This window comes from Gordonia abscondita (assembly GCF_032711245.1).
Lineage (GTDB): Bacteria > Actinomycetota > Actinomycetes > Mycobacteriales > Mycobacteriaceae > Gordonia.
This window is the reverse complement of the sequence record NZ_CP128986.1, coordinates 837,338-854,580: the sequence shown is the minus strand read 5'-3', so window position 1 is coordinate 854,580 and position 17,243 is coordinate 837,338. Positions and strand designations below refer to the sequence as shown.

Here is a 17,243-nt window from a genome sequence, read left to right as displayed (position 1 = left end):
GCGTTGACCCGATTGCGGTTTCCGATTCCGGTCGGCCTGTCGACGGCCTCCGTGTATCCGCAGAGCACCGAGGCGGCGTTCGGCTATGCCGCCGACCTCGGATTCGACGGCATAGAGCTGATGGTCTGGGGCGATCCGGTCAGCCAGGACATCGCCAACGTCGCCCGGTTGTCGCAGGAGTACCAGGTTCCGGTGCTGTCGGTGCACGCACCGTGCCTGCTGATCTCGCAGCGGGTCTGGGGTCGTGACCCGAAGGCCAAACTCGTGCGCTCGGTGCAGGCCGCCGAAGACCTCGGAGCGTCGACGGTCGTCGTCCACCCGCCGTTCCGATGGCAGCGCGACTACGTCGCCACATTCGATGAGCTGGTGGCGCGGCTCGAGCAGTCGTCCGACGTGTCGGTCGCGGTAGAGAACATGTTTCCGATGCGGGCCGATCGGCTGTTCGGCGGCGGTGACACTGCGTCGCGGCGGATGGCGCGCCGAGGCGGCGGACCCGGTGCCAGTGCGTCGGCGTTCGGCAAGCCGATCGATCCGACGGCCACCGGTTACGACAACTACACGCTCGACCTGTCGCACGTCGCGACGGCGGGGCACGATGCGCTCGCGATGGCCTCCCGCATGGGGGCGGGCCTCAAACATCTGCACCTGACAGACGGGACCGGAGCCGCACACGACGAGCATCTGATTCCCGGGGACGGCAGTCAGCCGTGTGTCGAGGTCTGCAATTCGCTGGCAGACAGCGACTTCGACGGAGCCGTTGTACTCGAGGTGCACACCACGGCGGCGAGAAGTAAAAACGAACGCGCCGCGATGCTTGCGCGCTCGCTTGAGTTCGCACGCACCCATTTGCGGCGCGATCAACTGGAGGAATGACATGACCAGACTCGGTGAACTGCTCGACCTGACCAGCGTCGAGCAGGCCGGGACCGGGTATGACGTTGTGTATCGGGCCATGATCGACCCGACTTTCACGATCGGCCCTAAAGTGCACGGCGGTAGCGTCCAGATGCTGGCCGCGAAAGCGGCCCGCGCGGCACTGATTGATCTCGCGCCTCCCGGTGACGTGCCCGCGCTCGCCGACGTCACCGCGATAGCCGTCTCCTCCGACTATCTGGCGGCGCCCGATCCGGCTGAAGTCGATGTCGCCGTGTCGATCGTCAAACGCGGCCGGACCGTGAACCTGGCGCGCGTCGACGTGACGCAGGGTGGCCGCATCATGGTGGCGTCGACGGTGACACTCGGTCGAGTGGATTCCGGCGAACCGACGTATCGGCTACCCGGCATGATCGACCCGTTGCCCGTCGAACCGGATGATGCGGGTTTAAGTATCGACGACACCCCGATCGGTCAGATTATGCATCTCGGCCCGGCTCTGGACCTGGTGCTCGACGGAGCGACGTTCGCCGCCGCACACGGCGCGCAGGGCGGTCCGGTGATACGCGGATGGGTTCGGCCCAAGGAAGTCGCCGACCAACCCGTCGGCATGGACCTCGACTTCCCGGTGCTCGTGTGCGACGTCTCACCGCCTGTCCTGATGAACCTCGGCATGTTCGGCTGGGCGCCGACCGTGCAGTTGACGACGTACGTGCGCCGCAGACCCGCGACCGGCTGGCTGCGGTTCGAGGCGACGACGCAAGAAGTCGGCAGGGGCATGTTCAACGAGGACCATCTGGTGCTCGATTCCACCGGAGCCGTGGTCGCGCACTCGCGACAGCTGGCCCTCATTCCCCAAACAACGAAAGGCAAGTGATCACATGACCGAGCGGGTAGCAATCGTCGGTGGAGGCAAGATCGGCGAGGCGCTCCTGGCCGGACTGATCAACGCGGGCAAGCCGGTGCGCGACCTGGTGGTCGTCGAACGCTCTGCGGAGCGCTCCGCAGAGCTGGTCGCCGACTACGGGATCCGCGTGACCGATGACGTCACGGACGCGGTCGACGGTGCGCGGGTCGTATTCGTCGCGGTGAAGCCGGACGTCGTCGACACCGTCCTCCAGTCGCTGGGGAAGGCCGACGACAGCGGTGACGAGGAACGGATCACCGTCAGCCTCGCCGCGGGGGTTCCGACGAGCCGGTACGAGGCGTCGCTGCCTGCCGGATCGCCGGTCATCCGCGTCATGCCGAACACTCCGATGCTCGTCAACGAGGCGATGTCTGCGGTCAGTCCCGGCCGGTACGCGAACGACGATCAGGTCGCGCTCGCGGTGCGACTCCTCGAGACGGTCGGCAAGGTGATGGTGCTGCCGGAGAAGTCGCTCGACGCGGTGACCGCGATCTCGGGGTCGGGCCCCGCTTACTTCTTCCTGATGGTCGAGGCGATGATCGACGCGGGCGTCGCGCTCGGCCTGACGCGTGCGCAGGCGGCCGAACTCGCGGTCCAGACGGTCAAGGGTTCCGGCGTGCTGTTGGCCGAGTCGGGACTCACCTCGGTCGACCTGCGTGCGGCCGTCACGTCGCCGGGTGGGACGACGGCCGCGGCCCTGCGTGAATTCGAGCGATACGGCCTCCGACACGCGGTAAATGAGGCGACGGCGGCTTGCGCCGATGCCAGCGCGCGCATGGCACGTCGACCCGACATTGAGGGTTCGCGGGCCGCATCGTCGTTCACCCCGGAATCCGGTGTCGGCGGCCAGTAACGCCACTGCCAGCGGTGATGGCCTCCGATCGTGGTTTGTCTCGGAAGAATCGACTCTTTCTGAGCCACTCACGTCGCACTAATCACATCTGCCACGCTAAGCTGCTCGCAGCACGTACGTGTCTGATGTCCGCCGGAGGGGAAGCCGGTGGCCGCGATGCGTGCACCGGAGGTTATAAATTCATGGCTGCAGAAAAGCCGGGAGAACGGAACGACTTCGCCGACCGTGGAGTTGCGAACGCATCGTCTGCGTCGCAGTTCCTCACTGTCGCAGAGGTCGCGTCCCTGATGCGGGTCTCGAAGATGACCGTGTACCGACTCGTCCACAATGGTGAGCTGCCCGCAGTTCGCGTCGGACGTTCGTTCCGCGTGCACGCGAAGGCCGTTCACGAGTACCTGGAGACCTCGTACTTCGACGCAGGTTAGATCGAGTACGGGTAGAGCATGAGAACCACCGCCTGCCGCCGTGTGCGGCAGGCGGCTCATGCACGTCCGGGTGCACGTCGTGACGGTCGAGTGGACCGCCCGATTTCGTGTCGTGTTCACCCGAGCGGTAGGATCGAACACCAGGTCGCTGTCGCCCCGGTATCCGCGAGGATTTCTTGAGTCGGCGACGGCCCCGACAAGCATTGCCGGTTTACGCCGGCGGCTAGTTAATCCGCATCGATCGTGAGGGAGAGCCCCATGGGTTCCGTTATCAAGAAGCGCCGTAAGCGCATGTCGAAGAAGAAGCACCGCAAGCTTCTCCGCCGCACGCGAGTGCAGCGTCGTAAACTCGGCAAGTGATCGAAGACCCGCCCCTCACCGGGCGGGTTCTTTGTTTTGCGCCACCTCCGAGTGGTCGAGCGGAGTCGAGACCCTTAACCTGGTCACATGGTGCGAGACTCTGACGTCGACGAGCCGATCACGCCGCGATCGGTCCTGGTGACTGGCGCGTCGTCGTTCCTCGGCGGCTACCTGGTGGCCAGGCTCGCCGCCAACCCGGCGATCGACCGCGTCGTCGCCGTCGACTCCCGGATCCCGAGCAAGGATCTGATGCGTCGGATGGGTCGAGCCGAGTTCCTGCGTCTGGACATCCGTCGCCCGGCGATCGCGAAGGCCATCGCGACGTACGACGTCGACACCGTCGTGCACGCCGCGCCGTCGATCATGGACTCAGCCGAGCACTCGGCCGCCATCAAAGAACTAAACGTGGTCGGGTCGATGCAGGTGTGCGCGGCCTGCCAACGCAGTCCGTCGGTGAAACGGCTCATCCTGCGGTCCACCGGCATGGTCTACGGGGCGAGCGGCAGCGATCCCGCGATGTTCACCGAAGGCGCCCGCGCCCGCAGAGAGCCCAAGGCGGGCTACGGTCGGGATCTCATCGACGTGGAAGGCTATGTCCGCGGGCTGGCCCGGCGGCGGCAGGACATCGATGTGACGATCCTGCGATACCAGTCGATGCTCGGGCCGCGTATCAAGACGCGGATCGGGTCGTATCTGTCGATGCCGGTGGTGCCCGCCGCGTTCGGCTTCTCGCCCCGGCTGCAGTTCCTGCACGAAGAAGACGCGTTGGCTGCGGTCGAACACGCGACCCTCAACCGCCGACCTGGCACATTCAACATCGCGGGCGACGGCGTCGTCAGCCTCGCGCAAGCGGTGAGCCGAGCCGGGCACGTCCGGTTGCCCGTCGCGGCGAGCATGATCCAACCCATCATCGGGGTACTGCGCGACGGGTCGCTGCCCGCGATGCGCGCAGGCCACACTGGATACCTGACCTACGGCCGCGTCCTGGACAACACCCGAATGCGTACCGAGTTCGAGTTCGAGCCCAAGTACACGTCGTCGCAGACTCTCGACGACTTCATCAAGCGCGGGAAGACGTCGCCGCTGATCTCCGCGGACACCTGGCGCGAGCTGGAGGCTCAGGCCGTGGTGGCCGCGACCGCACTGCAGTGACCCCACCGAGTGCACGTACGATAGACGCCATACGAGAGGGGGTGACCATGGCAGTGGCAGATGAGCCAAGTGACGAACGAACCGCCAAGGTGATCGCCCTCTACACCGACCCCAGAGTCGGTGGGCGGCCCAGAGTCGATGGGCATCCGAACACAGACGGATTCGGCCGTCCGAGCGCACGGGTCACACCGCTCCACCACGGAATCGACTTGCACGACGAGCCGTCCCCGACCTCCGTCGGGTCGGTCGCGAACTCCCCGTTGTTCAGTCTCGGCGGAATCCGGAGTGCCGTCGCCGACTCGCTGATCGCGACATCCGGCTTCATCCGGGAACGTATGACCGGCGAATACACCGTCGATGACTTCGGCTTTGACCCGCACTTCGCGGAGTCGGTGTGGTTCCCCGCGCTGCGGCCGATCTACCAGAACTGGTTCCGGGTCGAAGTGACCGGCGTAGAGAACCTCCCGACGACCGGCGGCGCACTGCTCGTCGCCAATCACGCGGGATCCATCCCAGTGGACGCCGTGATCACCTCGCTCGCGGTGCGCGACAACCACCCTAACGAGCGGTACCTGCGGATCCTGGCCGCCGACATGGCGTTTGAGACGCCCGTCGTCAGCGACCTCGCCCGCAAGGTCGGTGCGACGCTCGCGTGCAACAGCGACGCCGAGGCGTTGCTGCGTCGAGGAGAACTGACCGCCGTGTGGCCCGAAGGCTTCAAAGGCATCGGCAAACTGTACAAGGATCGCTACAAGCTGCAGCGGTTCGGCCGGGGCGGTTTCGTGACAACCGCGATCCGCACGCAGGCCCCGATCGTGCCGGTGTCGATCGTCGGTTCAGAAGAGATCTATCCGATGATCGCCGACCTCAAACCGCTAGCGCGAACGCTCGGTCTCCCGTACTTCCCAGTGACACCGCTGTTCCCGTGGCTCGGTCCGCTCGGCGCGATCCCGCTGCCGTCCAAATGGCACATCCACTTCGGTAAGCCCATCATCACAGACGGCTACGACGAGCAGGCCGCAGACGACCCGATGGTCGTCTTCGATGTGACCGACCACGTCCGCGAAGAGATCCAGCAGACGCTGTTCCGCATGCTGAGCCGCCGCGGAAGCGTCTACCTGGGCTGAGGTGCCTCTCGGGGACACTTAAGGCCCCGAGGGGATACCTGGGGGCTGGGAAACCTCGGCTCTGGCAGTGGGGCAGGTTATCCGCGCTTGCGCAGCACACGGGTCGCAGCGGCCGCCGCGCCGCCCGCCGCACCGAGGACCATCGCGGACCGGACCCCGTACTTGGCAGCCTTGCGAGCGGTACGGAAGTCGTACTGCTCCCAGCCTCGGACGCGTGCGATCTCCCGCAGATCGGCATCCGGGTTGATCGCAACGGCGTTGCCGACCAACGACAGCATCGGGACGTCGTTGTGCGAGTCCGAGTACGCCGTGCATCGTTTCAGATCGAGGCCTTCCCGTACCGCGATCGACCGGACGGCGTGCGCCTTGCCCGCCCCGTGGAGGATATCGCCGACGAGGCGTCCGGTGAATCGGCCGTCGACGCTCTCCGCGACCGTCCCCAATGCTCCGGTCAACCCGAGACGTTTGGCGATCGTCTGCGCCAATTCCACCGGGGTCGCCGTCACCAGCCAGACCTGTTGTCCCGCGTCGAGGTGGCGCTGTGCGAGCGCGGCCGTCGCAGGCCAGATCTTGTCGGCGATGAACTCGTCGTAAATGTCCTCGCCGAGGTGTACCAGCTCGGACGTCTCCCGGCCTGCGATGAACGAGAGAGCCTTGTCACGGCCCTGCGCGACGTCGTCCATGTTCTCTTTACCGGTGACCCGGAACTTGACCTGCTGCCACGCCACGTTCGCGATGTCGCCGTACGAGAAGTACTTTCGCTGCGCCAGCCCGCGCGCGAACAACACGATCGACGCCCCGTGCACCAGCGTGTTGTCCACGTCGAAGAACGCGGCAGCCGTCAGGTCCCGCTCCGGGCCCTGCCCGTCGACGGGTATCCGGCTGCCGAGCGATTCGATCGCGGCGCGAGCCGACGCCTCGCCCGCCAGCGTCTGACGAAGCTCCTCGGCGGTCTGCCGGAACTTGCCCGCCCGCCGGTTGAGCCACGCCGTCATCCGATGGAACTCGTCTTCGTCGGTCGGCCCGTCCCAGTCGTCGGAACCGGGCAGTCGAGCCCCATCCCGGTCGTGCTGGACGTCGTCGCCGTCTGGGTCCACCGTGGGATCCACATCGAACTGCTCGGCTTCGAGCTCGGCCGCCTCGTGGATCTCGGTCTCGTCACCGTGTAGAAGCGCATCGTCGCCGTCAGAGGTGATCTCGTGATCTGGATCGATCGAATCGCGGCTCATCGGCCACCTCCCATTCGTTGCGGGCGAGCTCAATCGTGCATTGCAGCCAGCTTATCGCGGCGCACGCCGAACAGTTCCCTCCCGCGGCGCCGGTGAGTCCACTGGCACAATCGTCGACTATGAACGCCACTGTGGAACTCATGACGCGCGCCGGATGCCACGCGTGCGCCGCCGCCGAACATCAGTTGCGCACCGTCCTCGCCGAGTACGGACTGGAACCGTCGATCGTCGACGTCGACGCGGCAGCCGAGGCAGGCAACCCGTCCCTTCGCGCCGAGTACGGTGACCGCGTCCCGGTGATCGTGCTCGACGGCGAGGAACACAGCTACTGGGAAGTCGACGAGCCCCGCCTGCGAGCCGATCTCGACAGCCGCCGTTGACCGCCGCGACGCCCGATGTATGCCGTCTCACCGACGGGTTGGGGTGCATTCGCAGCATCGAGTGATCTAGCCTGGACACACATGTGCCCATCACGGTGGCGCCGCAGGGGCGCCGTCGGCTCTCGGTGGGCGGGAAACGGGCGATGCAGTGAGTGTCTTGTTGTTCGGAGTGTCCCATCGGAGCGCTCCGGTGTCGGTCCTCGAACGACTCACTGTTTCCGAGACCGACCGGCCCAAGCTCGTTGAAGCTCTCGTCCAGTCGCCCGCGGTGTCCGAGGCGATGCTCGTCTCCACGTGCAACCGAGTCGAGGTGTACGCCGTCGTCGAGGCGTTCCACCCGGCGTTGGAAGCGGTCGGCGAAGTGTTCGGCGACCACACCGGCATGACTGTCGCCGAACTCACCGGCCACGCGTACGTCCGCTACTCCGAAGCCGCCGTCGAGCACCTATTCACGGTGGCCGCCGGCCTCGACTCGATGGTCGTCGGCGAACAGCAGATCCTTGGACAGATTCGGTCCGCGTACACCGAAGCGGACCAGAACAAGTCGGCGGGCCGCACGCTGCACGAACTGGCCCAGCAGGCGCTCCGCGTCGGCAAACGCGTCCACCACGAGACCGGCATCGACCGGGCAGGCGCATCGGTCGTCTCCGTCGCGCTGCACCGGGCGATGACTCAGCGGAACATAGCCGACGACCACGGACCGATGAGAAGCGCCGTGGTCTTCGGCGCGGGCGCCATGGGATCACTGTCCACCAGTCAACTCGCAGGCGACGGCGTCGAACAGATCGCCGTCGTCAACCGGACGTCCGAGCGGGCCGTCGAAGTGGCCGCCACGGTCGCCGAAAGGTACGGGGTCGCCGCGACAGGCACCGCCGTCGACGATCTCGCCGATGTGATGGCCGACGCCGACGTCGTCGTGACGTGTACCGGATCGGTCAGTGCGGTGGTCGACGTGGCCACCGTTCATTCGGCGCTCAAACAACGAACGAACCCGGCACCGCTCATGATCTGCGATCTCGGGATCCCGCGCAATGTCGACCCTGCCGTCGTCCAACTGCCCGGCGTGTACGTCGTCGACATCGAGAGTCTCCGCGGTGACGGGGAGACCAAGGCCGCACAGGACGACGCGGTGGCCGCCCGATCGATCGTCGCGGGCGAACTCGCCGACTATCTGGCGGCGCAGCGTCAGGCCGCGGTGACGCCGACAGTGGCGGCCCTGCGCCAGCAGGCCGCGGACGTCGTCGAAGGCGAGATTCTCCGACTTCAGTCTCGTCTGCCGGACCTCGACCAGATACAGCGCGACGAAGTAGCCAAGACGGTGCGCCGCGTCGCCGACAAATTGCTGCACGCACCGACCGTGCGCGTCAAGCAGCTAGCATCGACCGGGCGTGGCGACCACTACGCCGAGGCCCTCCGTGAGCTCTTCGAACTCAAGCCCGGCGCGACGGAATCGGTTTCGGCGTCCGAAGCGGGTATACCGGTGACCGGCGAGCGCGACTCGCACTGAACCACTTCGGCGCGACTCGCGCTGATATCACCACCGACACGACAGGACGGCTACCGTGCCCACTGCTGCTTTCAGCGACCGCCCCATCCGTATCGGCACCCGAGGGTCGAAGCTCGCGACCACGCAGTCGCAACAGATCGCTGACCGGCTGATCGCCAATGGGCACCCCGCAGAACTCGTGATTATCACCACTGCGGGCGACACGTCGACGGCTCCGGTCGCGCAGATCGGTGTCGGCGTCTTCACCACCGCTATCCGTCTGGCGCTGCGCAACGGCGAGTGCGACGTCGCGATTCACTCGTACAAGGATCTGCCGACCGCACCCGAACCTGATCTGGCGATGGCAGCTGTCCCTGAGCGTGTGGACCCCAGAGACGCACTGGTCAGCAGGGGTGGACTCGTACTCGGCGAGCTTCCGGCCGGGTCGACGATCGGTACGTCGTCGCCGCGACGAGCCGCACAGCTTAAAGCACAGGGTCTCGGTTTGGAAATTCGCCCCCTACGGGGCAACCTTGATTCTCGGTTGGGCAGAGTCGCGAACGGGGAACTGGACGCGGTAGTGGTCGCCCGAGCCGGACTGGTGCGCATCGGTCGAGCCGATGAGGTATCCGAAGCGCTTGACCCCTTGGTCATGCTTCCCGCTCCGGCACAGGGGGCCCTGGCCGTCGAGTGTCTCTCTGACGATGCCGAACTGGTGAGAATACTCGCCGAGTTGGACGATCCGTCCACCCGCGTAGCGGTCGACGCCGAGCGTGCGGTGCTCGCGGCCCTTGAGGCCGGATGCACGGCCCCCGTCGGTGCGATCGCCGAGGTGGTCGAGTCGATCGACTCCGACGGACGCATCTTCGCCGAACTCTCGCTCCGCGCGGGAGTGGCGGCCGAGGACGGATCTGATGTGATCCGGGCTTCGGTGGTGGGTCCGGTGGAGCGGGCCGCGCAACTCGGTAAGGATCTCGCCGCCGAACTGCTGGAGCTCGGCGCAGCCGAATACGTGCCCAAAGCGTAGGGCACCGTTCGTGCGGCGGCGCACTCCGGCAAGAGGACAAGTCGGTGCTCACGGTAACGAGTGGAGCACCGAACGGACTGCAGCCCCCTGGGCGGGGGCAGGAGAGTGCGAACGCATGAGCCGTACGAAGAATGCTAAACCCGGCCGGATCCTGTTCGTCGGGTCGGGTCCGGGAAACCCTGATCTGCTCACTGTGCGAGCGCAGAACATTCTGGTGAACGCCACATCGGCTTTCGTCGACCCCGACGTTCCGTCCGGTGTCGTGGCGTTGATCGGTTCGGCCCACGCCAAGGCCGAACCCGTTCCGACGCGCGCAGGCCGCAAGGCCGCCGAGGCCGCGGCCGAGGTCGATGAGCCGGAGGCCCCGGAGGTCATCCGTCCCGCGCTCGGCGAGCCTGCACAGGTCGCCAAGACACTCGTGGCCGAAGCCAAGACGGGCGTCAACGTGGTGCGAGTCGTCGCAGGCGACCCGATGAGCGCCGACGCCGTACTCGCCGAGATGAGTGCCGTCGCGCGCACTTCGGTGTCGTTCGAGGTGCTCCCGGGTATTCCTGCGCACGCCGTCGTCCCGAGTTTCGCGGGCATGCCCATCGGATCGGGTCATACCGTGGCCGACGTCCGAGGCGACGTCGACTGGGCGGCACTTGCTGCCGCACCCGGCCCTCTCGTGCTGAATGCGACCGCCGGACACCTCGCCGAACTGTCGAGCGCGCTCACCGAGCACGGGGTGGCGCCGCAGACGCCCGTCGCGATCACCGTCAACGGGACGACGTGCGCCCAGCGCACCATCGAGGCGACCCTCGCCACGGTCAACGACCTCGGCAGCGCGCTGACCGGTCCGTTGATCCTGACGATCGGCAAGGTCGTCACCTCGCGCAACAAGTTCTCGTGGTGGGAGTCGCGCGCACTGTACGGCTGGACCATCCTGGTGCCTCGCACCAAGGATCAGGCCGCCGATATGAGTGAAAGGCTCGAATCGCACGGTGCGATCCCGCGCGAGGTCCCGACGATCGCCGTCGAACCGCCGCGCAGCCCTGCGCAGATGGAGCGCGCGGTGAAGGGGCTCGTCGACGGCCGATACCAGTGGGTCGTGTTCACCTCGACCAACGCGGTCCGCGCAGTGTGGGAGAAGTTCGAAGAGTTCGGGCTCGATGCTCGCGCATTCTCCGGCGTCAAGATCGCCTGCGTCGGCGAAGCCACCGCGGCCAAGGTCCGCTCGTTCGGCGTGAACCCCGAACTGCTGCCGAGCGGGGAACAGAGTTCACTCGGCCTCCTCGATGAGTTCCCGCCGTACGACGAGGTCTTCGACCCGGTTGACCGCATCCTGCTGCCGCGCGCCGACATCGCGACCGAGACGCTCTCGGAGGGCCTACGTGAGCGCGGCTGGGAGATCGACGACGTGACCGCGTACCGCACAGTGCGGGCCGCGCCGCCGCCCATCGAGACCCGCGAGATGATCAAGACCGGTGGGTTCGACGCGGTCTGCTTCACCTCCAGTTCGACGGTCCGCAACCTCGTCGGTATCGCCGGCAAGCCGCACGCCCGCACCATCGTCGCCTGCATCGGACCGAAGACCGCGGAGACGGCGGTCGAGTTCGGTCTGCGCGTCGACGTGCAGCCGGAGAGCGCATCGGTCTCGGAGCTGGTGGACGTGCTCGCCGCCCACGCGGCGCAGCTGCGCGCCGAGGGCGCGCTGCCCCCGCCGCGCAAGAAGTCCCGTCGTTCGCGTTCGTGATAAGCAGGTCGGCATGAGTGCACAGTTCACCCGACTGCGTCGCCTCCGGACGACGCCCGCCATGCGTCGGCTCGTCGCCGAGACCCGCCTGCACCCGGCCCAGCTGGTGTTGCCGATGTTCGTAGCCGACGGCATCGACGTTCCGCGGCCGATCGCCTCGATGCCGGGCGTCGTGCAGCACACACCCGACTCCCTCCTGGTCGCTGCCCGCGACGCTGTCGCAACGGGAATCGGCGGGTTGATGCTGTTCGGCGTTCCGGAGTCGGCGGACAAGGACCCGATCGGGTCCGGGGCGGACGATCCGAACGGTGTCCTCAACCGTGCGCTGCGCCTCCTCCGCGACGAGCTCGGCGATTCGACGGTCATCATGGCCGACACGTGCCTCGACGAGTTCACCGATCACGGACACTGCGGTGTCCTCGACGATCAGGGGCGAGTCGACAACGACGCGACGCTCCCGCGGTACGAGTCGATGGCGCTCGCGCAGGCTCGTGCGGGCGCACACGTCGTGTCGCCGAGCGGAATGATGGACGGCCAGGTCAGTGCGATCCGCGCAGCACTCGACGACGCGGGATTCACCGACGTGTCGATCCTGGCGTACACCGCTAAGTACGCATCGGCCTTCTACGGTCCGTTCCGGGAAGCCGTCGGTTCGTCGCTACACGGGGATCGGCGAACCTATCAGCAGGACACGGCCAACCGGCTCGAGTCGGCGCGTGAACTGTTGGCAGACCTCGACGAGGGCGCCGACATGGTGATGGTGAAACCGGCGATGAGTTACCTGGACATCGTCCGAGACGTAGCCGACCGCACGGACGTGCCGGTGGTCGCTTACCAGATCAGCGGCGAGTACTCGATGATCGCCGGAGCCGGGGCGAACGGGTGGATCGACGCCGACGCCGCGTTCGACGAAGCAGTCCTGTCGATCGCACGCGCCGGAGCGTCGATCATTCTCACCTACGCTGCGGTCGACGTGGCGCGTCGCCTGTCTGAGCGTCTTCTTGGGTAGACCCTCTACCCTGGAAGCATGACCGCCCCAGCCCCTATGCCGGGCATGCACGGATCCGGCACATCGGACGCGCCGACCCGACCGGACAGCGTGAAGCTGGCCGTCGAGTTGTGGTGCGCGGTGATCGTCGTCCAACTGATCGTCGCCATCGCTCAGTATCCGGTCGTTCTGGACCAGTCGCGCAAAATTCTCGACGACATGGCCGAGCGGGAAGGGCAGGAAGTGCCGGTGTCCGCGACGGCGATGACCGCAGTGTCGATGGTGCTGGTCTGCGTCTTTCTGACCGCGATCGCACTGCTGTTCATGAGGTTCTTTTGGAACGGACGCAACTGGGCCCGTCAAGGGCTCGGAGTGCTCAGCGCATTCCTCGCCGTCCAGTTGGTGTTCAGCGTGCTGTACATGTTCACCGACCATGACTCCGGTGACGGCGTATCGGCACCCGCGTGGGCGACGGTCTTCGGGATCATCGGAGGCGTCGCCGCCATCGGGGCTCTCGTCGCGTTGATGAACCGTGATACCACCATTTACTGCCGGGACATGGCACAGTGGCGGGACCGTAAACGACAGAACGGCGGGTTGCGACGATGATCGAGTTCAAGTCCCGACTGCGGGCACCCAAGCCCGACCCCAATGATCGGCCGTCGCTCGTCGTGTGGGCGTTGCGGCTGTGGATGATCTCCGGTGCGCTGCTCGTCGCCCTCGGCATCCTGACGATCATCGACCACTCAGTGAGCGTCGGTCTCGAGTTCGGGCCGTTGGCGATCGGGGTCCTCATCGTGATGGTGGGTGTCGCCTACTTCCTACTCGGCTCCAAGACGTACCGTGGCGAGTTGCAGTGGCGCTCGTCGTTGTCGGCATTGACGTGTGTGATTGTCGCGCTGCTCCTGCCGTTGACGATCGGCTTCCAGAGCCCCGGGCTGGCCATCGTCCTCGCGGTCGCCGTGATCGGTCTCGCCGGATCGGTGCTGGCCTACCGGCCCGCGTCGGACGCCTGGTTCAACTGCAAACTCAACGGTTCCGTCGCTCCCGAGGAGGTCCGCGCTCGGACGGCAGGTGAACGCGAGTCGTCGGACGATGCGGGCGGTGGCGAGTGAGCGATCGCGACGAATTCGACCCCGAGTCTCCCGAAGCCGAGTTTCCCGAAGCCGAGTCTCCCGAAGCCGAGACCGTGGCTCAGGCGACCGAGCCTCACGAGCCCGAAGACTCGGAAGCCGATGCTCCAGTCGAACGTGCTCCCGAGGTCGTCGAACGGGGGGAGGAGCTCTTCTATGAAGCGGGCGGCAGCAAATGGATCGTCGCGATCGGCCCCGTGATGTTGGCGTTGACGTTTGGGTTAGAGATCGCAGGCGGCGGCCGAATCCATTGGGAAGTGCTCACGATTTTCGGGGTGATCCTCATCGGCTTCTCGATCATGCAGGTGGTCGCGGCGCGCCGACACGTGTCGGTGCGACTCACCGACTGCACGCTCCGTCAGGGCACGCGCGTCACCGACCTCGACGACATCGCGAAGGTGTACCCGGAGAACACCGGAGCCGAGACCCAGGACTGGGAGAGCGCCCCCGCACTCGGTGAACTGCACGCGGTACCGCGGCGCCGCAAAGGCGTCGGAGTGAAGCTGGCGAACGGCAGGCTCGCGCAAGCGTGGGCCCGCGACGTCGACCGGTTCCGCGTCGAACTCACCGAAGCGCACCTCGCGGTGAAGATGGGGCTGCCGCCCATAGGGGCGCCGGCCAAGGGAGCTTCGTCGGCGGGCGATGGCTGAGCGCAAACCGACCGTGCTGGTCGCGGCAGCCCTCGTCGTCGTCGCGATCTTGGCCGTCGCGACAGTGGTCGTCTGGCAGCGCGACGACGCAGAGCCCGCCGGGGCCTCAAGCGTTCCGCCACTCCACCAGGTCCATCTCGGTGACAGTTTCGCCTCCGGTGCGGGAACGCTGCCAATGGTCCCGGATTCGCAGTTCACCTGCCAACGATCGTCGGTCAACTTCGGCGAACTCGTCGCCGCTCGCCGCGGATACCGCCTGACGGACGTCTCGTGTGCCGGCGCATGGACGAAGAGCCTCTACGAAGGCCAGTACGAAGGCGTCGGCCCGCAACTCGACGCGGTGACCTCGGACGCCGGCCTCGTGACACTCATGCTCGGCGGGAACGACGCCACGCTGTACTCGACACTCATCGGCGACTGCTCCCGGGCCGCCGCCTCGAACTCGGCCGGGGCGCCGTGTCGGGCCGAACTCGGCGGTGCGCCCGCCCGGGCCGTCGACGACGAGATCGAGCCCGCGGTGCGGCAAGCGTTGCGCGACATCGCGGCCCGTGCACCGTCGGCCCGCATCGTCATCGCAGGCTACCCGCGACTGCTTCCGCAGAAACAGTCGTGCCGCCCGGCGGTGCGGATCGCCGACGGCGACATCGCGTACGTCGATCGCGTCCAGGCCCGTCTGAACGCGGCGATCGCGAAAGCGGCGGCCGCCACCGGTGCGACATTCGTTGACATGTCGCGGCGCTCGGCCGGCCACGACGCGTGCCAGTCGCCGGACATCCGCTGGATCGAACCGATGAGTGGGACGACGGCGCGGATCACGATGCATCCGAACGACGCGGGCCAGCAGGCGATTGCCGACGCCGTAGACGAAGCCCTCGGGCACCAGTGAAACCTGAGACGAACATTTGCGATTGGGTCGAGAGCGCAGGTTTTGGGACACTGGAACCCATGGCCGTTTCAGCTAACCCATCCGGTCCGAACACCACGCGGAGTCACGAACTGTTCGCTCGTGCCGCGCACGTCGTTCCGGGTGGAGTCAACTCGCCGGTGCGCGCGTTCTCGGCGGTCGGCGGTACCCCGCGTTTCATCGCCGAGGCCGCCGGGTACACGCTGACCGACGTCGATGGAAATCAATACGTTGACCTGGTGTGTTCGTGGGGGCCGATGATCCTCGGGCACGCTCATCCGGCGATCGTCGACGCCGTCCAGAAGGCCGCGGCGGGCGGATTGTCGTTCGGCGCTCCGACCGTCGGCGAGATCGAACTCGCCGAAGAGATCATCGACCGCGTCGACCCCGTGGCGCGCGTGCGACTGGTCAACTCGGGCACCGAGGCGACGATGTCCGCAGTGCGTCTCGCGCGCGGATTCACCGGTCGCAGCAAGGTCGTGAAGTTCTCCGGGTGTTATCACGGTCACGTCGACGCGCTCCTCGCCGACGCCGGATCGGGTGTTGCGACACTCGGCCTCCCGACGTCGCCCGGGGTGACCGGAGCCGCCGCCCACGACACCCTGGTGGTGCCGTACAACGATCTGCCGGCTGTCGAAGCGGTGTTCGCCGAGCACGGCACCGACATCGCGGCCGTCATCACCGAAGCCGCCGCGGGCAACATGGGCGCCGTCGCTCCGCTGGCCGGCTTCAACGAAGGGCTGCGCGCGATCACCGCACGGCACGGTGCGCTGCTCATCATGGACGAGGTGATGACTGGTTTCCGGGTGAGCCCGGCGGGCTACTACGGCATCGATGGGGTCGCAGGCGATCTGTACACCTTCGGCAAGGTGATGAGCGGTGGTCTGCCTGCGGCGGCATTCGGCGGTCGCGCCGACATCATGGAGCATCTCGCGCCGATCGGCCCCGTCTACCAGGCGGGCACCCTGTCCGGGAACCCGGTCGCTGTCGCGTCCGGCCTCGCGACCCTGCGCAACGCGACCGCCGACATCTACGCGCGGCTCGACGTCAACGCGGACCGGCTCGCGACGCTCGTCAGCGATGCGCTCACCCACGCGTCCGTCGCTCACCGAGTGCAGAAGGCAGGCAACCTGGTGAGCTTCGCGTTCACCGACGCTACCGAGCCGCTCACCGACTACGCGAGCGTCAAAGCGTCCGAGACCTGGCGGTTCGCGCCGTTCTTCCACGCGCTGCTCGAACGCGGCGTCTACGCGCCGCCGAGCGCATTCGAAGCCTGGTTCGTGTCCGCAGCGCTCGACGACGACGCATTCTCGAGAATCGCCGACGCACTGCCGGCCGCCGCAGCAGCCGCGGCGGCCGCGCCCGCACCCGGAGAGGGACACTGATGAAGACGATCGTTCACATGATGCGCCACGGCGAGGTCCACAACCCCGAAGGCGTCCTATACGGACGACTTCCCGGCTTCCGGCTCGCCGACAACGGGCGCGAGCAGGCGCAGAACGTCGCCGACGCGCTCGCCGACCACGACATCACGCATGTGTTCGCGTCGCCGCTCCAACGCGCGCAGGAGACCGCCAATCCGATCGCGGCCGCGCACAGTCTGTCGATCGGCACCATCGGTAATCTGATCGAGGCGGGCAACAAGTTCGAAGGTCTCCGCGTGGCGGTCGGCGACGGCGCGCTCCGTCAGCCCCGACATTGGCCCAAGCTCCGCAACCCGTTCACGCCGTCGTGGGGCGAGCCGTACATCAACATCGCGCACCGCATGCTCGCCTCGGCGAACGAGGCGCGCGACGCCGCCCGTGGCCACGAGGCGGTGTGCGTGAGCCACCAACTGCCCGTGTACACCCTGCGCCGATTCCTCGAAGGGCGTCGCCTGTGGCACGACCCGCGGATCCGGCAGTGCTCGCTCGCGTCGCTGACCAGCCTCGTCTACGACGACGACGAACTCGTTGACATCGTCTACTCCGAGCCCGCAGGCGCCTCAGACCCGCGCCTCACCGGAGCGTGACCA

At 66.9% G+C, this 17,243-nt stretch carries 19 protein-coding genes; 18 read left to right on the top strand and 1 reads right to left on the bottom strand.

From position 1 onward, the window contains the following. Positions 1-3: 3 nt before the first annotated feature. From MP11Mi_RS03990 to MP11Mi_RS03960, 7 genes are all read left to right on the top strand, one after another. Complete coding sequence (locus MP11Mi_RS03990; protein WP_420041014.1) at positions 4-873, top strand: sugar phosphate isomerase/epimerase family protein; 870 nt, start codon at positions 4-6, stop codon at positions 871-873. A 1-nt stretch (position 874) separates the two neighbouring features. After that, entirely contained in the window at positions 875-1,750 is an 876-nt protein-coding gene (locus MP11Mi_RS03985) for a thioesterase family protein (protein ID WP_420041013.1), read from the top strand. Between the two features lie 4 nt (positions 1,751-1,754). Next, positions 1,755-2,633, top strand: coding sequence for a pyrroline-5-carboxylate reductase (gene proC, locus MP11Mi_RS03980; protein ID WP_420041012.1), 879 nt, complete (start codon positions 1,755-1,757; stop codon positions 2,631-2,633). 182 nt (positions 2,634-2,815) lie between these two features. After that, positions 2,816-3,058, top strand: a complete 243-nt coding sequence (locus MP11Mi_RS03975; protein ID WP_008377474.1) for a helix-turn-helix domain-containing protein — start codon at positions 2,816-2,818, stop codon at positions 3,056-3,058. A gap of 258 nt (positions 3,059-3,316) precedes the next feature. Next, positions 3,317-3,418 carry a 30S ribosomal protein bS22 gene (locus MP11Mi_RS03970; RefSeq protein WP_003402602.1) on the top strand — a complete coding sequence of 34 codons (102 nt, stop codon included), beginning with the start codon at positions 3,317-3,319 and terminating at the stop codon, positions 3,416-3,418. 87 nt (positions 3,419-3,505) lie between these two features. Further along, on the top strand, positions 3,506-4,570 hold the full coding sequence (locus tag MP11Mi_RS03965; protein ID WP_420041011.1) for an NAD-dependent epimerase/dehydratase family protein: 1,065 nt from the start codon (positions 3,506-3,508) through the stop codon (positions 4,568-4,570). A 47-nt stretch (positions 4,571-4,617) separates the two neighbouring features. Further along, on the top strand, positions 4,618-5,697 hold the full coding sequence (locus MP11Mi_RS03960; RefSeq protein ID WP_420041010.1) for a lysophospholipid acyltransferase family protein: 1,080 nt from the start codon (positions 4,618-4,620) through the stop codon (positions 5,695-5,697). Between the two features lie 77 nt (positions 5,698-5,774). Here MP11Mi_RS03960 and MP11Mi_RS03955 read toward each other — a convergent pair whose 3' ends face one another. Next, positions 5,775-6,926 (bottom strand): HAD family hydrolase, encoded by a 1,152-nt coding sequence (locus tag MP11Mi_RS03955; protein WP_420041009.1) that lies wholly within the window; start codon positions 6,924-6,926, stop codon positions 5,775-5,777. 119 nt (positions 6,927-7,045) lie between these two features. Between MP11Mi_RS03955 and MP11Mi_RS03950 the strand changes: the two genes are divergently transcribed. The 11 genes from MP11Mi_RS03950 (at position 7,046) to MP11Mi_RS03900 (ending at position 17,240) form a co-directional block, all read left to right on the top strand. Continuing rightward, the gene (locus MP11Mi_RS03950) at positions 7,046-7,306 is read left to right on the top strand and encodes a glutaredoxin family protein (protein ID WP_420041008.1); all 261 of its coding nucleotides are present in this window, start codon (positions 7,046-7,048) and stop codon (positions 7,304-7,306) included. 148 nt (positions 7,307-7,454) lie between these two features. Next, a complete protein-coding gene (locus MP11Mi_RS03945; RefSeq protein WP_420041007.1) occupies positions 7,455-8,813 on the top strand; it encodes a glutamyl-tRNA reductase in 1,359 nt (452 codons plus the stop codon). 55 nt (positions 8,814-8,868) lie between these two features. Further along, a complete protein-coding gene (gene hemC / locus MP11Mi_RS03940; RefSeq protein ID WP_420041006.1) occupies positions 8,869-9,819 on the top strand; it encodes a hydroxymethylbilane synthase in 951 nt (316 codons plus the stop codon). Between the two features lie 115 nt (positions 9,820-9,934). Beyond that, positions 9,935-11,554, top strand: coding sequence for a bifunctional uroporphyrinogen-III C-methyltransferase/uroporphyrinogen-III synthase (locus MP11Mi_RS03935; RefSeq protein WP_420041005.1), 1,620 nt, complete (start codon positions 9,935-9,937; stop codon positions 11,552-11,554). Between the two features lie 13 nt (positions 11,555-11,567). After that, a complete protein-coding gene (gene hemB / locus MP11Mi_RS03930; protein ID WP_420041004.1) occupies positions 11,568-12,563 on the top strand; it encodes a porphobilinogen synthase in 996 nt (331 codons plus the stop codon). Positions 12,564-12,581: 18 nt separating this feature from the next. Next, complete coding sequence (locus MP11Mi_RS03925) at positions 12,582-13,151, top strand: hypothetical protein (protein ID WP_420041003.1); 570 nt, start codon at positions 12,582-12,584, stop codon at positions 13,149-13,151. Then, positions 13,148-13,657 (top strand): hypothetical protein, encoded by a 510-nt coding sequence (locus MP11Mi_RS03920; protein ID WP_420041002.1) that lies wholly within the window; start codon positions 13,148-13,150, stop codon positions 13,655-13,657. The genes MP11Mi_RS03925 and MP11Mi_RS03920 overlap by 4 nt, the downstream gene beginning before the upstream one ends. Continuing rightward, complete coding sequence (locus tag MP11Mi_RS03915; protein ID WP_420041001.1) at positions 13,654-14,325, top strand: DUF3093 domain-containing protein; 672 nt, start codon at positions 13,654-13,656, stop codon at positions 14,323-14,325. Before MP11Mi_RS03920 ends, MP11Mi_RS03915 begins: the two co-directional genes overlap by 4 nt. Then, positions 14,318-15,211 carry an SGNH/GDSL hydrolase family protein gene (locus MP11Mi_RS03910; protein WP_420041000.1) on the top strand — a complete coding sequence of 298 codons (894 nt, stop codon included), beginning with the start codon at positions 14,318-14,320 and terminating at the stop codon, positions 15,209-15,211. The genes MP11Mi_RS03915 and MP11Mi_RS03910 overlap by 8 nt, the downstream gene beginning before the upstream one ends. Positions 15,212-15,270: 59 nt before the next feature. After that, a complete protein-coding gene (hemL, locus tag MP11Mi_RS03905) occupies positions 15,271-16,614 on the top strand; it encodes a glutamate-1-semialdehyde 2,1-aminomutase (protein ID WP_420040999.1) in 1,344 nt (447 codons plus the stop codon). Continuing rightward, on the top strand, positions 16,614-17,240 hold the full coding sequence (locus tag MP11Mi_RS03900; RefSeq protein ID WP_420040998.1) for a histidine phosphatase family protein: 627 nt from the start codon (positions 16,614-16,616) through the stop codon (positions 17,238-17,240). The genes hemL and MP11Mi_RS03900 overlap by 1 nt, the downstream gene beginning before the upstream one ends. Positions 17,241-17,243 lie beyond the last annotated feature (3 nt).

Excerpts from the sequence above, each read along its gene's own strand:
- MP11Mi_RS03985 (WP_420041013.1), top strand. The coding sequence starts at position 875 with ATGACCAGACTCGGTGAACTGCTCGACCTGACCAGCGTCGAGCAGGCC.
- proC (WP_420041012.1), top strand. The coding sequence starts at position 1,755 with ATGACCGAGCGGGTAGCAATCGTCGGTGGAGGCAAGATCGGCGAGGCG.
- MP11Mi_RS03975 (WP_008377474.1), top strand. The coding sequence starts at position 2,816 with ATGGCTGCAGAAAAGCCGGGAGAACGGAACGACTTCGCCGACCGTGGA.
- MP11Mi_RS03970 (WP_003402602.1), top strand. The coding sequence starts at position 3,317 with ATGGGTTCCGTTATCAAGAAGCGCCGTAAGCGCATGTCGAAGAAGAAG.
- MP11Mi_RS03965 (WP_420041011.1), top strand. The coding sequence starts at position 3,506 with ATGGTGCGAGACTCTGACGTCGACGAGCCGATCACGCCGCGATCGGTC.
- MP11Mi_RS03960 (WP_420041010.1), top strand. The coding sequence starts at position 4,618 with ATGGCAGTGGCAGATGAGCCAAGTGACGAACGAACCGCCAAGGTGATC.
- MP11Mi_RS03955 (WP_420041009.1), bottom strand. The coding sequence starts at position 6,926 with ATGAGCCGCGATTCGATCGATCCAGATCACGAGATCACCTCTGACGGC.
- MP11Mi_RS03950 (WP_420041008.1), top strand. The coding sequence starts at position 7,046 with ATGAACGCCACTGTGGAACTCATGACGCGCGCCGGATGCCACGCGTGC.
- MP11Mi_RS03935 (WP_420041005.1), top strand. The coding sequence starts at position 9,935 with ATGAGCCGTACGAAGAATGCTAAACCCGGCCGGATCCTGTTCGTCGGG.
- hemB (WP_420041004.1), top strand. The coding sequence starts at position 11,568 with ATGAGTGCACAGTTCACCCGACTGCGTCGCCTCCGGACGACGCCCGCC.
- MP11Mi_RS03925 (WP_420041003.1), top strand. The coding sequence starts at position 12,582 with ATGACCGCCCCAGCCCCTATGCCGGGCATGCACGGATCCGGCACATCG.
- MP11Mi_RS03920 (WP_420041002.1), top strand. The coding sequence starts at position 13,148 with ATGATCGAGTTCAAGTCCCGACTGCGGGCACCCAAGCCCGACCCCAAT.
- MP11Mi_RS03910 (WP_420041000.1), top strand. The coding sequence starts at position 14,318 with ATGGCTGAGCGCAAACCGACCGTGCTGGTCGCGGCAGCCCTCGTCGTC.
- hemL (WP_420040999.1), top strand. The coding sequence starts at position 15,271 with ATGGCCGTTTCAGCTAACCCATCCGGTCCGAACACCACGCGGAGTCAC.
- MP11Mi_RS03900 (WP_420040998.1), top strand. The coding sequence starts at position 16,614 with ATGAAGACGATCGTTCACATGATGCGCCACGGCGAGGTCCACAACCCC.